The 14192-nt window shown below is 64.9% G+C and carries 11 protein-coding genes; 9 read left to right on the top strand and 2 right to left on the bottom strand.

What is annotated here, in order from left to right; genetic code table 11:
* Nucleotides 1-123: 123 nt before the first annotated feature.
* Complete coding sequence (locus tag ACODSR_RS03440; RefSeq protein WP_489073747.1) at nucleotides 124-1290, bottom strand: pyridoxal phosphate-dependent aminotransferase; 1167 nt, start codon at nucleotides 1288-1290, stop codon at nucleotides 124-126.
* Nucleotides 1291-1425: 135 nt separating this feature from the next.
* Complete coding sequence (locus tag ACODSR_RS03445; RefSeq protein WP_489073748.1) at nucleotides 1426-2583, bottom strand: pyridoxal phosphate-dependent aminotransferase; 1158 nt, start codon at nucleotides 2581-2583, stop codon at nucleotides 1426-1428.
* A 142-nt stretch (nucleotides 2584-2725) separates the two neighbouring features.
* Here ACODSR_RS03445 and ptsP point away from each other — a divergent pair, with 142 nt between their 5' ends.
* The 9 genes from ptsP to ACODSR_RS03490 all read left to right on the top strand — a co-directional run bounded on the left by ptsP (nucleotide 2726) and on the right by ACODSR_RS03490 (nucleotide 13944).
* Complete coding sequence (gene ptsP, locus ACODSR_RS03450; RefSeq protein WP_489073750.1) at nucleotides 2726-4999, top strand: phosphoenolpyruvate--protein phosphotransferase; 2274 nt, start codon at nucleotides 2726-2728, stop codon at nucleotides 4997-4999.
* An 84-nt stretch (nucleotides 5000-5083) separates the two neighbouring features.
* Nucleotides 5084-6076 (top strand): helix-turn-helix domain-containing protein, encoded by a 993-nt coding sequence (locus ACODSR_RS03455; protein ID WP_489073752.1) that lies wholly within the window; start codon nucleotides 5084-5086, stop codon nucleotides 6074-6076.
* A 95-nt stretch (nucleotides 6077-6171) separates the two neighbouring features.
* Complete coding sequence (locus ACODSR_RS03460) at nucleotides 6172-7110, top strand: hypothetical protein (protein ID WP_489073754.1); 939 nt, start codon at nucleotides 6172-6174, stop codon at nucleotides 7108-7110.
* Nucleotides 7101-8081 (top strand): tRNA lysidine(34) synthetase TilS, encoded by a 981-nt coding sequence (gene tilS / locus ACODSR_RS03465; RefSeq protein WP_489073756.1) that lies wholly within the window; start codon nucleotides 7101-7103, stop codon nucleotides 8079-8081. The genes ACODSR_RS03460 and tilS overlap by 10 nt, the downstream gene beginning before the upstream one ends.
* Before the next feature lie 94 nt (nucleotides 8082-8175).
* Nucleotides 8176-8367 carry a hypothetical protein gene (locus ACODSR_RS03470; RefSeq protein ID WP_489073758.1) on the top strand — a complete coding sequence of 64 codons (192 nt, stop codon included), beginning with the start codon at nucleotides 8176-8178 and terminating at the stop codon, nucleotides 8365-8367.
* Nucleotides 8368-8444: 77 nt separating this feature from the next.
* Nucleotides 8445-10394 carry an ATP-dependent zinc metalloprotease FtsH gene (gene ftsH, locus ACODSR_RS03475; RefSeq protein ID WP_489073760.1) on the top strand — a complete coding sequence of 650 codons (1950 nt, stop codon included), beginning with the start codon at nucleotides 8445-8447 and terminating at the stop codon, nucleotides 10392-10394.
* Nucleotides 10395-10574: 180 nt separating this feature from the next.
* Nucleotides 10575-12032 (top strand): IMP dehydrogenase, encoded by a 1458-nt coding sequence (guaB, locus tag ACODSR_RS03480; protein WP_489073762.1) that lies wholly within the window; start codon nucleotides 10575-10577, stop codon nucleotides 12030-12032.
* A 123-nt stretch (nucleotides 12033-12155) separates the two neighbouring features.
* Entirely contained in the window at nucleotides 12156-13331 is a 1176-nt protein-coding gene (locus ACODSR_RS03485; protein ID WP_489073764.1) for an RsmB/NOP family class I SAM-dependent RNA methyltransferase, read from the top strand.
* Nucleotides 13332-13422: 91 nt separating this feature from the next.
* Nucleotides 13423-13944: a tetratricopeptide repeat protein gene (locus ACODSR_RS03490; RefSeq protein WP_489073766.1), complete on the top strand. Its 522-nt coding sequence runs from the start codon at nucleotides 13423-13425 to the stop codon at nucleotides 13942-13944.
* The last annotated feature ends 248 nt before the right edge of the window (nucleotides 13945-14192 follow it).

Here is a 14192-nt window from a genome sequence, read left to right on the forward strand (position 1 = left end):
AAGCGCTTATAAGCCCGCTCATAGAAAAAATGGCGTATCCAAGGCATTCCAACCTCCACTCCACAAAAAAGGGCGCCCGGTTGCCCGGACGCCCTTCTTCGTTTCGTAAGGAAAGGGGATGCCTTACGCTTTATAGACCTTGTCGACCGCAGCGCGGAATTTGGCCATGTCGTCGGCGGAGCCTACGGTGACGCGGGAGACGGTGGGCCAGATCGCCCAGCTGCGGCCGATCTGCACCTTTTCCGGGGCAGCCAGCAGCGCGGCCTGCATTTCCTTTGCGGGCTTTTTCCAGTTGACCATGAACATATTGGCCTGGCTGCCGGGGTGGACCTCGATGCCCTTCTTGGTGAGCCAGGCGATGGTTTCCTCGCGATTGGCGATCATTTCCTCGCGTCGCGCCTTTATGAGCGCCGCTTCGGTATAGACCGCATTGCCGCAATGCATCGCGGTGATCGCGAGGCCCCCGGCTGCCGGGCCGAACAGCATGATGCGCTTCTGCACTTCGGGATCGGCGAAGGTGAGGCCGAGGCGCACACCGGCCATGCCGAACAGCTTGGAGAAGGTCCGCATGACGATGATGTCCTTGCGGGTGCCGATCAGCGTGGCGGCGCTGGGGCTTTCCGAGAAGTGGAGATAGGCTTCGTCCACCAGCAGCATGGAATCGGCGGGCTTGTTGTCGAGCAGCCACTGGATGTCGGCCAGCGGCGTGATCGTGCCGGTCGGGTTGTTGGGCGAACAGATATAATAGAGGCCCGCATTGGGATTGGCGGCCAGCATCGCCTTCACATCATGGCCCTTGCCGATGGCCTGGGGTGCCTTGGCGATGGGAGCCTTCATATAGTCGGCGGTGCGCCAGGCCGACTCGAACGTCGGATCGGCGGTCACCAGACCCTTGGTCGGCGAGCAATAGGCCGCCACGATGCTGACCAGCGGGCCGCCCGAACCGGGCCAGGGCATGACATGACTTTCGGGAATGCCCTCTACCGTGGCGACGGTCTTGACCAGGTCGCCGCGATAATTGTCGGGATCATACCAGTTGCCGAACGAAGCGGCTTCTGCGGCGGCGGCGACGCCCGACGGGAAGGGACCGGTCCAGCATTCGTTCGCGCCGATCCGCACCGCGCCCTTGATGCCGCGCCCGGCCTGCTGCTGCGCCATTGCGGCATTGCCCAGCAATGTGCTGGCAGCAACGCCCGCACCCAGCAGCGCGGCCACTTCGGCCAGCTGGCGGCGTGAATAGCCGCGTTCGATCAGATCGTCTCTGGCATCCTTGTCGAGCATCATGGTCATGTCGTCTGTCCCTTTGTCCAGCCATCCGGGCGTTCGTTCCGGGGGTTCATGGGGATAAACGAAGCGGCGGCGCATTTCCGCAATGCGCCGCCGCCGGAGTTTGTAAAATTTATGGTGGTGAAGAGGGGCGTGACGTTACGCTTTCCACACCTTGTCGACTGCCGCGCAGAAAGCGTCCATTTCCGCCGCAGACCCCACCGACACGCGCGAGACATTGGGCCAGATCGGCCAGCTGCGGCCAATCTGCACATTTTCCGCCAGCAGCGCGTCGGCCATGGGCTTGGCGGGCTTGCCCCAATCGATCATGAACATATTGGCGTGGCTGCCGGGGATGACCTTGATCTTCTTCTTGGTCAGGAAGGCGATCGCCTTGTCGCGATTGGCGTTCATCTCCGCGCGCCGCGCCTTGATGAGGTCGGCCTGCGCGACCGATACCGTGCCGCACGCCACGGCGGTCATCGGCAACATGCCGGTTACCTGCCCGCCATCATAACGCATCATCTTTTCCATCAGCGCTGGCGCGGCGAAGGTCAGGCCCAGCCGCATCCCCGCCATGCCGAACAGCTTGGAGAAGGTGCGCAGCACGATGACGTCATCGCGGGTTGCGGCCATGCTGGCGGCGGTGCCGGTTTCGGTCCAGTGGATATAGGCTTCGTCCACCACCAGGATCGCGTCCTTGGGCTTGTTGTCGGCCAGCCATTGGATGTCGGCGATCGGCGTTACCGTGCCGGTCGGATTGTTGGGCGAACAGACATAATAAAGCCCGGCATTGGGATCAGCCGCCAGCATCGCCTTGACGTCATGCGCATAATCCTTGGTCAGCGGCACTTTGGTCACTTTCGCGCCCAGCCAGTCGCCGGTCCGCCAGATCGCCTCGTAGGTCGGGTTGGCGGTGACGATGCCGCGCGTGGGCGAGGCGAAGGCGATTGCGACGCGGCTTAGCGGATCGGACGATCCGGGCCAGGCGACGATACGCTCGGCGGGAACGCCCTCGACAGCGGCCACGGCATCAAATAATTTCTGATGCTCATTGTCCGGCTCATACCGATTGCCCTCGGTTACCAGCTTGAACGCGGCCTCGGCAGCGACCGGGAAAGGGCCGGTCCAGCATTCGTTCGCGCCGATTCGGACAGCGCCCGCAACCGGCTTGGCCGCCTGCTGCGCCACAGCGCTCGTCGCGCGGATCGCCGCTGCGCCAGCGCCCAGCAGCGCGGTCGCCTTGGCCAGTTGCCGCCGCGAATAACCCCGGTCCAGAAGATCGCGTTCAAACGCCGTTTCACCTGATGTCGCCATGGTCCCATTCTCCCTGAAAGCCGATTTTACATTCTTAGACGATTGTACAGAATGTTTCCGCCATGCAAATGACCTCTGCTTAACTATCGCGCTGCATGAATCGCCTTGGAAAGCAGGCCGCCAATCTGATAGCGCTGATGCCATGCCCAGCACACCCGCCGCCGCCGCCCGCCAGATCCTCACCCGCCTTCAGGAAGTGATGGCGTCGCGCACCAGCGCGCAGGCCAAATTGAACAAGGTGGTGGAGATTATCGGCCAGTCGCTGTCGAGCGAGGTCTGCTCCATCTATCTGGTGCGCGAGGGCGTGCTGGAACTGTTCGCGACCCGCGGCCTGAAGCAGGAGGCGGTCCATGTCACCCGCATGGCGATGGGGGAGGGGCTGGTCGGCCTCATTGCCACCAATGTCGAAACGCTGAACCTGGACGAGGCCGCGTCACACCCCGATTACAGCTATCGCCCCGAAACGGGGGAGGAATTGTTCCACAGCTTTGCCGGCGTGCCGATCGTGCGGCGCGAACGGGCGATCGGCGTGTTGTGCGTGCAACATGCCGAACCGCGCAAATATGAGGAAGTGGAGATAGAGGCGCTCCAGACCGTCGCGATGGTGATGGCGGAATTGATCGCCAATGCTGAACTGGCCGATGACGGTCCCAGCGACCAGCGCGTGACCGACACCGGCACGACGATGCTGCACGGGCTGCAACTGGTGATGGGCATGGCGCGCGGTCATGCGGTGTTCCATCAGCCGCGCGTCCATATCGAACATACGGTCGCGGAGGATACGGAGGCCGAGCGGCAGCGGGTCATTTCCGCCTTCGCCAAGATGCGCGAACAGATTGACCGGATGACCGGCGCGGCTGAATTCGGCATGGAGGGCGAGCATCAGGAGGTTTTGGAAACCTACAAGATGTTCGCCTATGACGAAGGCTGGACCCGCCGGATCAATGAAGCGATCGACAGCGGCCTGACCGCCGAAGCGGCGATCGAACGGGTGCAGCAACGCACCCGGATGCGGATGCGCCAGATTGACGATCCGCTGCTGTCCGACCGGATGCACGATCTGGAGGATCTGGCCAACCGGCTGCTGCGGATCGTGTCGGGGCAGCTGGGTACGGCGGCGCAGATGGGCTTGCGGCAGGACGCGATCCTGATCGCGCGCAATCTGGGTCCGGCCGAACTGCTCGAATATGATCGCCGCCGGTTGAAGGGCGTGATCCTGGAGGAGGGATCGCTGACCGCCCATGTCACCATCGTCGCGCGCGCCATGGGCGTGCCGGTGCTGGGCCGCGTGCGCGACATCCGTCATTTGGTGAATGAGGGCGACCTCATCCTGATGGACGTCAATGCCAATGCGCTGCTGGTCCGTCCGACGGCGGACATGGACGAGGCGTTCGACAACAAGCTGCATGTGACGCAAAAGCGCCGCGCCGAATTTGCCGCCATGCGCGATCTGCCATCGGTCACCGCCGACGGCCAGCGGGTGGAGCTGATGGTCAATGCGGGCCTGCGGGAGGATGCGCAGGCGCTCGACATGGTCGGCGCTGACGGCATCGGCCTGTTCCGCACGGAGTTCCAGTTTCTGGTGTCCGCCACATTGCCGCAGCGCGAAAAGCAGCAGCGGCTTTACAAGGATGTGCTGGACGCGGCGGGCGACCGCCCGGTCATCTTCCGCACTGTCGATATCGGCGGCGACAAGGCGCTGCCCTATATGCAGCGTGAAGATGAGGAGTTGGAGGATAATCCGGCGATGGGCTGGCGCGCGCTGCGGCTGGCGCTCGACCGCGACGGACTGATGAAGGCGCAGGCGCGCGCCTTGCTGGAGGCGGCGGCGGGCAAGGTGCTGCACGTCATGTTCCCGATGGTGTCGGAACCCTGGGAATATGAGGAGGCGCGTGCGCTGGTCGAACATCAGCGCCTATGGTTGCAGGAGCGCAGGAAGAAGCTGCCCATCGCGGTCAAATATGGCGCGATGCTGGAGGTGCCTGCGCTTGCCGAGGTTCTGGACATATTGCTGCCCCGGCTCGATTTCCTGTCGATCGGCACCAACGACCTGACCCAGTTCCTGTTCGCGGCCGACCGCGCCCATCCGCGCCTCGCTGAACGCTATGACTGGCTCAGCATCGCGATCCTGCGCTTCCTCGACAGGGTGGTGCGGACCTGCAAGGACTATCAGGTGCCGGTCGGTGTCTGCGGTGAAATGGGCGGGCGCACGCTCGAAGCCATGGCGCTGGTTGGCCTGGGTATTCGCCGCCTGTCGATCACCCCGGCTTCGGTCGGGCCGGTCAAGGCGATGATCCGCGCGATCGATGCGGCGCAGTTGCAGGCGCTGATGCGCGAATTACTGGATAGCGGCGCGCGCGACATCCGGGCGCGGCTGACGCAATGGGCGGTTGAACGGAACATCGAACTGGGGTGAGGTGAGCGGCAAGGGCGCGGCGCGCCGTTGACAATCCCCGCCCCACAGTGAGACAAGACCGACCATCTAAGGTCGCGGAGCAGCATGGCAGACGAAACAGAATTGGACACCGGTGCGGACCGCGCACCGGAAATGCAGCCCGACACCCCCGGCGCGAAATTGCGCGCCGCGCGGGAGGCGTTGGGCCTGTCGCTGGCGGAGGTCGCCACCCGCACGCGCATCGCGCTGCGGCAGCTCGAAGCGGTCGAGCGAGACGATTATGCCGCCCTGCCGGGCATCCCCTATGCGGTCGGTTTCGCGCGCGCCTATGCCCGCGCGGTCGATCTGGACGAGGTGGCGATTGCCGCCGAAGTGCGCCAGGCGGTGCATAGCAGCGACATGGGCGCCAATCGCTACGAAGCGTTCGAGCCGGTCGATCCCGCCCGCGTGCCGTCGCGCACGCTGGCCTGGACTGCGGCTATCATCGTCCTTGTCCTGATCGCCGGTTATACGCTTTGGCGCTCGCAATCGCTGACGCCGCCGACCGGCGAGGAAATCGCCCAGGAACAGGCAAAAGGCACAGCCCCCGCCGCTGCCAGCGCTGCACGGGTCGCGCCCGCCGCACAGCCGGTCGTCTTTACCGCCATCGATGACGTATGGCTGCGTATCTATGATGAAGCGGGCGAACGGCTGAAGGACGGCCTGCTTAAGAAGGGCGAGGCGTTCACCCTGCCAGCGGGTGCACGTAACCCGATGATCCTGACCGGGCGGCCGCAATCGCTGAGCGTCACTGTCGGGGGCAAGGTCGTGGCGCCGCTGGGCGCGCCGGACCGGACGATCGCCGATGTGCCGGTCAGTGCCGAAGCGCTGCTGGCGCGCGGTACTACTGCTGCTGCGCCCGCCGCCGCTGCATCCTCTGCAACGCCGTCGTCCCGTCCCGCGCAGCGCCGGGCGACCCCGCGCCAAACCGCGTCTCCGTCGGCTGGCGACGTGGCACCCGTCGCAGCGCCTGCATCTGCTCCGCCCGCACCGGCACCGGCACCGGCACCGGCACCGGCACCGGCACCGGCGGCATCGGGCGATGGCACGGGCGGCTGAACGTTGGTTCCGGGCGCGGGCGTGGCTAAACGTCACGCTTTACCGCGCGAAATAACGCCTTATGGTTAAGGCGATAGAGTTAGTCGGGGAATATCATGCGTCACGCCTTTTTCGCGACCTCCTGCCTGGCATGGAGCGCGCCGCTGCTGCTGGCGATCGCGCCGTCCGCCATCGCGCAAACCGCGCCGGTCGAGGTGCGGGTCGACCGGCTGGAAAAGGAAATGAAGGCGGTCCAGCGCAAGGTGTTCCCGGCAGGCGCGCCTATCGAAGCGCAGATTGTCCGCCCCGCTGCCCCGACGCTCGCGCCCGGATCGCCATCCTCTTCGCCCATATCGGACCTGACCGCGCGCGTCGGCGCACTGGAATCGCAGCTGGCGTCAATCACTGGCCAGGTCGAGGAAAACAGCTTCAAGCTCAAGCAGCTGGAAGAGTCTTTCAACAAATATAAGGCCGAAATCGAAGGCCGCCTGCTCCAGCCTGAAACGCCGTCAGCGGTGAAGCCGACGGCGGCGGCAGCGCCCGTGGCGGTCGATCCCGCACCGGTTGCGGCCAAGCCAGCGGCACCCAAGCCCGCGCCCGCCACCCCGGTCGCCACTGAAGCCCGCAAGGCGGGGGTCGCCGCCATCGAGCGGCCCGACACGGGCGACGCGCCATTGGACGCCTACACCTATGGCTATCGCCTGTGGGACGCGAAATATTATCCTGAAGCGCAGGTGCAGTTGAAAGCCACGGTCGAAAAATATGGCACATCTTCTGTCGCCAGCCGCGCCCAGAATTTGCTGGGCCGTGCCTATCTCGACGAAGGCAAGCCCGCATTGGCCTCGGTCGCATTCTATGAAAATTACCAGAAGCGCCCGCGCGGCGACCGCGCACCCGATAGCCTCGCTTATCTGGGCGAAGCGCTGATCCAGCTCAAAAAGCCCGCCGACGCCTGCAAAGTCTATGCAGAGCTGGAGCAGGTCTATGGAACGAGCCTGTCCGCCAGCCTGCGGGGCATGATGGACAAGGGCCGCACCAGGGCGAAGTGCAGCTGACGAGTGACCGCGCTGGCCTGCAAGCCCGGCTGATCGCGGCGACACAGGCGCTGGTGGGCGATGACCCGGCGGCGCGCTTTGGTGTCGCGGTGTCGGGCGGGCCGGACAGCATGGCGTTGCTCTATCTGGCCGCCCACGCCTTTGCCGGGCGGGTGGCGGCGGTGACGATCGATCATGGCCTGCGCCCGGCTTCCACCGACGAAGCGGCCATGGTCGCGCGCTGGTGCGCGGGGCAGGGCATCGCTCACCATGTCGCGAAGCCCGACGGTCCGCCCACCGGCAACATTCAGGCCTGGGCGCGGACGCAGCGTTATGCGCTGATCGACCAATGGCGTGTCGCGCAGGGCATCGACTGGATCATGACGGCCCATCATGCCGACGATCAGCTGGAAACATTGCTGATGCGGCTCAACCGGGGGTCGGGGGTCGGTGGTTTGGCCGGGGTGCGCGCGCGGTCCGGCACGATCATCCGCCCGCTGCTGGGCGTGCGCAAGGCCGCCTTGCAGCAACTGGTGGATGAAGAAGCGCTGCCGCATGTCCATGACCCCTCCAATGCCGATCCACGGTTCGACCGGGCGGCATTGCGCGCGGTGCTGGCGGGGGCGGATTGGCTGAACCCGGAAGCCGCAGCCCGCAGCGCAGCGGCGCTGGCAGAAGCGGAGGTTGCGTTGGACTGGAGCGTTGCCGAATTGGCGGCGCACCATGTCGAGCGCGATGGCGCGCAGTGGCGGCTCGATCGCACCGACCTGCCGCGCGAATATTTGCGCCGTCTGATCCTCCACATGCTGCACGCCGCCGCGCCCGATGCAGCCTTGCCGCGGGGCGATGCGCTGGACCGCGCTATCGGCGCGGCGCAGGCCGGGGGGCAAGCGAATCTGGGGGACTGGCTGCTGCGTGGTGGGCCGGTCTGGACGTTACGTCCCGCGCCACCGCGCGCCGATCCCAAAAAAGTTCCGCAACCCGACGCATGAACCCAACGGCCTGCCGTTTTTGTGCGCCGCAACACTCTTTCCTTAACGCCGCCCATGCGTCATTCTGCGCGGAAATAAGCGGAGATTTGCAGCGATGGTGGAATTTGCGGCCCTGACCTATGGCCTGTTGGCCAGTGTCATTCTTTCGGCAGCGCAACGTAACCACAAGCTGGCCCGGCCACACCCGCCGCTGCTGCTCTATCTGGGCTATCTCCTGTGCGGCCTTTCGGCGGGGCTGGCGCTGGGGTTGGCCTATCTCATCATTGTCCAACTCACCGTCGGTTAATCCTTGCCATATAGGGTCAGGCCCAAGCTTGCGCTTTGCCCGACGCGCCCTATCTTGGCCGGTGAAAGAGAGTGATGATGAACGACGAGAAAGACCCGCAGGGCAATCCCTGGATCAAGAGCGCGATGATTTGGGCAGGGGTGATTGTCGCCCTGTTGCTGTTCGTGTCCATGTTCGATAGCCGTTCCGCGTCCACTGCCGGGACCGGCATTGCCTATTCCGAATTCCGCTCGAAAGTGCAGGAAGGGCAGGTCAAGGACGTCGCCATCGCGCCCAACAAGATTTCGGGTACGCTGGCCAGCGGTCAGAAGTTCAACACCATTCCGGTCAGTGACCCTGGCCTCACAAACCTGCTGGACGACAATGGCGTCAAATATTCTGGCCAGGCCGAAGAACAGCCCAGCTTCTGGATGATCCTCATCTACCAGTCGCTCCCCTTCCTGCTGATCCTTGGCATTGCCTTTTTCGTGCTGCGCCAGATGCAGAAGGGCGGCGGCGCGGGCGGCGCGATGGGCTTTGGCAAGTCGAAGGCCAAGCTGCTGACCGAAAAGCATGGCAAGGTCACCTTCGATGATGTCGCCGGTATCGACGAGGCGCGCGAGGAATTGCAGGAGATCGTCGAGTTCCTCAAGAACCCGACCAAATTCGCTCGTCTGGGTGGCAAGATCCCCAAGGGCGCGCTGCTGGTCGGTTCGCCCGGCACCGGCAAGACCCTGCTGGCCCGCGCGATCGCGGGCGAAGCGGGCGTGCCTTTCTTCACCATTTCCGGCTCCGACTTTGTCGAAATGTTCGTGGGTGTCGGCGCCAGCCGCGTGCGCGATATGTTCGAGCAGGCGAAGAAGAACGCGCCCTGCATCGTGTTCATCGACGAAATCGACGCGGTCGGCCGCCATCGTGGTGCGGGCCTTGGCAATGGTAATGACGAGCGCGAACAGACGCTGAACCAGTTGCTGGTCGAGATGGACGGCTTTGAAGCCAATGAAGGCATCATCATCGTCGCGGCCACCAACCGTCCCGATGTGCTGGACCCGGCGCTGCTGCGTCCGGGCCGCTTCGACCGTCAGGTCGTCGTGCCGCGTCCCGACATTGAAGGCCGCGAGAAGATTTTGGCCGTCCACATGAAGAAGGTGCCGCTGGCGCCTGACGTCGAACCGCGCACGATTGCGCGCGGCACGCCGGGCTTTTCCGGCGCGGACCTTGCCAATCTGGTCAACGAAGCGGCGCTGATGGCGGCGCGGCGTGGCAAGCGGCTGGTCGCGATGGATGAGTTTGAGGCGGCCAAGGACAAGGTGATGATGGGTGCGGAACGCCGCTCCATGGTCATGACCGACGATGAAAAGAAGATGACCGCCTATCATGAGGCGGGCCATGCCATCGTCTCGGTCCATGAAGCCGCGTCCGACCCGATTCACAAGGCGACGATCATCCCGCGTGGCCGCGCTTTGGGCATGGTCATGCGCCTGCCCGAACGCGACAGCTACAGCTATCACCGCGACAAGATGCACGCGAACATGGCCGTCGCCATGGGTGGCCGCGTCGCCGAAGAAATCATCTTTGGCTATGACAAGGTGTCGAGCGGCGCATCGGGCGATATTCAATATGCCACCAAGCTGGCGCGCGACATGGTCACCCAATGGGGCATGTCCGACAAGCTGGGTCCGCTGCAATATGAAGAGCAGCAGGGCGAAACCTTCCTTGGCTATTCGCAAAGCGCCCGCGTCCATATGTCGGACGAAACCGCCAAGCTGATCGACAAGGAAATTCGCGGGCTGGTGGAGCAGGGCTATAATCGCGCCAAGGAGCTGCTGACCGGTCATGAGGATCAGTTGCACCTGCTGGCCAACGCCATGCTGGAATATGAAACGCTGAGCGGTGACGAGATCAAGGCGCTGCTGGAAAAGGGTGAGATCACCCGCGACGATGGCACGACGATCAAGCCGTCGGTCATTCCGGCAGCAGGTTCCTCCATCCCGCGCGCAGGCAAGCGCAAGGGACCGTTTGGTAACCCGTCGCCAGCCGGAGCCTGATTCGCCAGGACATAGACAGGGCGCGCGACCGCAGGGTTGCGCGCCCTTTTTCATGCCCCCGCCACCTGCGCAATAAAATGCCCCAAAGGGACTGGCCGTCCGCGCCCATAGTGGTTACATGGGCCGCCACAAATCCCCCGGAACCAACCAGAGGTTCCGCATCAGAAAGTGGCATTTTCCATGGATATCCGCCTCGGCCTCACCTTTGACGACGTGCTGTTGCAGCCCGGCGAATCCGACGTGCTGCCCAGTCAGGCAGACACATCCACCTATGTCACGCGCGAGATCAAGCTGAACATCCCGATCCTGTCGTCGGCGATGGATACGGTGACGGAGGCCGACATGGCGATCGTCATGGCGCAGCTGGGCGGCATCGGCGTGCTGCACCGGAACATGACGGTAGAGGAACAGGCCGACGCGGTGCGCGCGGTCAAGCGGTTCGAGAGCGGCATGGTCGTCAACCCCATCACCATCCTGCCCAGCGCCACGCTGGCCGACGCGCAGATGCTGATGAAGAAGCACCGGATCAGCGGCATTCCGGTGGTGGAAGAATCGGGCAAGCTGGTTGGCATATTGACCCACCGCGACACCCGCTTTGCCGAAAATCCGGCCCAGCCGGTCAGCGAACTGATGACGAAGGATAATCTGGCCGTCGTCCCCGCAGGCGTCAGCCAGGACGAAGCCAAGCGGCTGCTGCACCAGCGCCGGATCGAAAAGCTGCTGGTGGTGGACGACGCCTATCGCTGCGTCGGCCTGATCACGGTCAAGGACATGGAAAAGGCGGTCACCTATCCGCAGGCGACCAAGGACGGCACTGGCCGCCTGCGCGTGGCGGCGGCGACCACGGTGGGCGACAAGGGGCTGGAGCGCAGCGAGGCGCTGATCGACGCGGAATGCGACCTGATTGTCATCGACACCGCCCATGGCCACAGCAAACAGGTTTCCGCCGCCGTCGAAGCGGTCAAGCGTCTGTCCAATCATGTCCAGGTCGTTGCCGGCAACGTCGCCACCGCCGAAGCGACCCGCGCGCTGATCGGCGCGGGGGCAGATTGCGTGAAGGTCGGCATCGGGCCGGGATCGATCTGCACCACCCGCGTGGTGGCAGGCGTGGGCGTGCCGCAGCTGACCGCGATCATGGATTCGGCCGAAGCCGCCGCCAAGCTCGGCGTGCCGGTGATCGCCGATGGCGGGCTGCGCACATCGGGCGACGTGGCCAAGGCGCTGGCGGCGGGCGCTGGTTGCGTCATGGTGGGATCGCTGCTGGCCGGGACCGCCGAAGCGCCGGGCGAAACCTTCCTCTATCAGGGTCGCGCCTATAAAAGCTATCGCGGCATGGGCAGTGTCGGCGCGATGGCGCGGGGTAGCGCCGACCGCTATTTCCAGGCGGACATCAAGGATCAGATGAAGCTGGTTCCCGAAGGCATTGAGGGTCAGGTGCCGTTCAAAGGCCCGGCCAAGGATGTGATCCACCAGCTGGTCGGCGGGGTGAAGGCGGCGATGGGCTATACCGGCAGCCGCACCATCCCGGACCTGCAGGAGCGCGCCCGCTTCGTGCAGATCACCAATGCCGGGCTGTCCGAAAGCCATGTCCATGACGTCACCATCACGCGGGAAGCCCCCAATTATCCGACGCGCTGAGTCACGAGAAAAGCCCCTCCCCTTCAGGGGAGGGGTTGGGGTGGGGGACTTCATCCCGGCGCTGCGCCTGTCGCACGCCCCCACCCCCAACCCCTCCCCTGAAGGGGAGGGGCTTATTTTGTTATGACCCCCGCCGCGCGCCTTCAGGCTGCGATCGAGTTGCTCGACGCGATCATCGCGTCGGCGCGGGACGGTGGGCCTGCCGCCGACACGTTGATCGCGCGCTATTTCAAGGAGCGGCGCTATGCTGGGTCGCGGGACAGGCGGGCGGTGCGTGACCATGTCTATGACGCGATCCGCCGCGCGGGCGAGCGGCCCGATACCGGGCGCGAGGCGATGATCGGGCTGGCGCAGGATCGGCCCGATCTGGCCACGCTGTTCGACGGATCAACCCATGCGCCTATGCCGATTGAACCCGGCGAGGTTGGCACCAGCGCCGGGGCGGTGCCAGCCTGGCTTGTGCCGCTGCTGGCCGCGCCGGTCGAACAAGATGCCCTGCTGGGCCGCGCGCCAGTCGATCTGCGGGTCAATCGGCTGAAGGCCACGGCTGCCGCCGTCGCGCCGCACCTGCCCGACGCCCAGCCGATCGCGGGATTGCCCGATGGCCTGCGGCTGCCCGAAGGCTTCCCGGTCGAGCAGTCCGAAGCCTGGAAACAGGGACTGGTCGAGGTGCAGGATGGTGGCAGCCAGATGATTGCGCTGGCCTGCGCCGTCGCGCCCGGTATGACCGTAGTGGATTTATGCGCCGGGGCGGGGGGCAAGACACTGGCGCTGGCCGCCGCGATGGCGGGGCAGGGGACGCTGATTGCCGCCGATACGATCCGCGCGCGACTGGCGCGGCTCAGCCCGCGGGCCGAGCGGGCGAGGGCGACCTTCATCGAAACGCTGCTGATCGATCAGGGGCATGAGGGGCGCGGGTTGGACAGTCTGAAGGCCCAAGCCGATGTCGTGCTTGTCGATGCGCCCTGTTCAGGCACCGGCACATGGCGGCGTAACCCGGAGGCGCGCTGGCGGCTGACGCAGGCGCGACTGGACCGGCTGGTCGCGGAACAGGCGCGGATTCTGGATTTTGCCGCGCCCTTGCTGGCCCCCGGCGGGGGGCTGGTCTATGCTACCTGCGCGCTGACGGATCAGGAGGGACGCGATCAGGTGGATGCTTTTCTGACCCGGCATGACGGATGGACGGTAGAGGCGCTGGATATGCCGCTGGGCCGCGCCCATGGCGCTGGCTGGTTGCTGACGCCGGGCCATGATGGCACGGACGGTTTCTTCTTTGCGCGGCTGCGCCGGTCGGCGTGAAAGCGGCGGCGTGAAACAGGCCATGGACAAGCGCCCGCAAAATGGCGACAGTTGGGCCACATCAATGCCTGAAACATGGCTGGAGACACTCATGCGTTTTACCCCCGCTTCGATCGCGCTCGCCGCTGTCCTGACCACCGTGTCCAGCGTCGGCCTGACCCAGCGTCCCGACGCACAGATCGAGCCGCGGTCGATCGAATGGCAGAAAGCCGGTGCCGCGGCCTTTGCGGCGGGCAATCTGAACGGTGCGACCGATGCGCTGGAAAGCGCGCTGGCGGTCGATCCGCGCAACCGGGCTGCCTATGTCGATCTGGCTGAGGTCGCCCGCGCACAGGGGCTGCAAGGCAAGGCGATCCGGCTTTACAAGGAGGCGTTGCTGCTCGACCCGACCGACGTGACCGCGCTGGCGGGGCAGGGCGAGGCAATGGTAGAGAAGGGCGCTTTGGCCAAGGCCAAGGAGGTGCTGGCCAAGGCGCAGAGCTTGTGCAAGGCCGACTGCGCGCCCGTTGGCAAACTCGCCGCCGCGATCCAGAAAGGACCGCCCGCCGTGGCGCTGACCGCCAAGGATGCCGTCCCGACCGCGCCCAAGACGGTGCCGACCGAGACGCCGTAAAATAGGATTTGCGGCGCTTAACTTCGCATATTTCCCGGCAAATGCGACATTTTGTTATCGGGTTGCGATAGATTATTATGCGGGCCGTTTTGGGTATCGACAGTGAGAAAGAGCCTGCGCGCACAATGTAATACCACAGTGCTGTGATTGTGACTCATCTCCCCTCCCCGGCGGGGAGGAGCCTAATGGGTCGTGATCATTGCACCTTGGTATAACATGGCTGGCGGCGTGTAGGACAGCGGTCGTCC

The organism is Sphingobium sp. FG125 (assembly GCF_057809795.1).

What these genes read in the sequence shown, in the direction of transcription:
- ACODSR_RS03440 (WP_489073747.1), bottom strand. Translation starts at nt 1,290, where the DNA reads ATGACCATGATGCTCGACAAGGATGCCAGAGACGATCTGATCGAACGC.
- ACODSR_RS03445 (WP_489073748.1), bottom strand. Translation starts at nt 2,583, where the DNA reads ATGGCGACATCAGGTGAAACGGCGTTTGAACGCGATCTTCTGGACCGG.
- ptsP (WP_489073750.1), top strand. Translation starts at nt 2,726, where the DNA reads ATGCCCAGCACACCCGCCGCCGCCGCCCGCCAGATCCTCACCCGCCTT.
- ACODSR_RS03455 (WP_489073752.1), top strand. Translation starts at nt 5,084, where the DNA reads ATGGCAGACGAAACAGAATTGGACACCGGTGCGGACCGCGCACCGGAA.
- ACODSR_RS03460 (WP_489073754.1), top strand. Translation starts at nt 6,172, where the DNA reads ATGCGTCACGCCTTTTTCGCGACCTCCTGCCTGGCATGGAGCGCGCCG.
- ACODSR_RS03470 (WP_489073758.1), top strand. Translation starts at nt 8,176, where the DNA reads ATGGTGGAATTTGCGGCCCTGACCTATGGCCTGTTGGCCAGTGTCATT.
- ftsH (WP_489073760.1), top strand. Translation starts at nt 8,445, where the DNA reads ATGAACGACGAGAAAGACCCGCAGGGCAATCCCTGGATCAAGAGCGCG.
- guaB (WP_489073762.1), top strand. Translation starts at nt 10,575, where the DNA reads ATGGATATCCGCCTCGGCCTCACCTTTGACGACGTGCTGTTGCAGCCC.
- ACODSR_RS03485 (WP_489073764.1), top strand. Translation starts at nt 12,156, where the DNA reads ATGACCCCCGCCGCGCGCCTTCAGGCTGCGATCGAGTTGCTCGACGCG.
- ACODSR_RS03490 (WP_489073766.1), top strand. Translation starts at nt 13,423, where the DNA reads ATGCGTTTTACCCCCGCTTCGATCGCGCTCGCCGCTGTCCTGACCACC.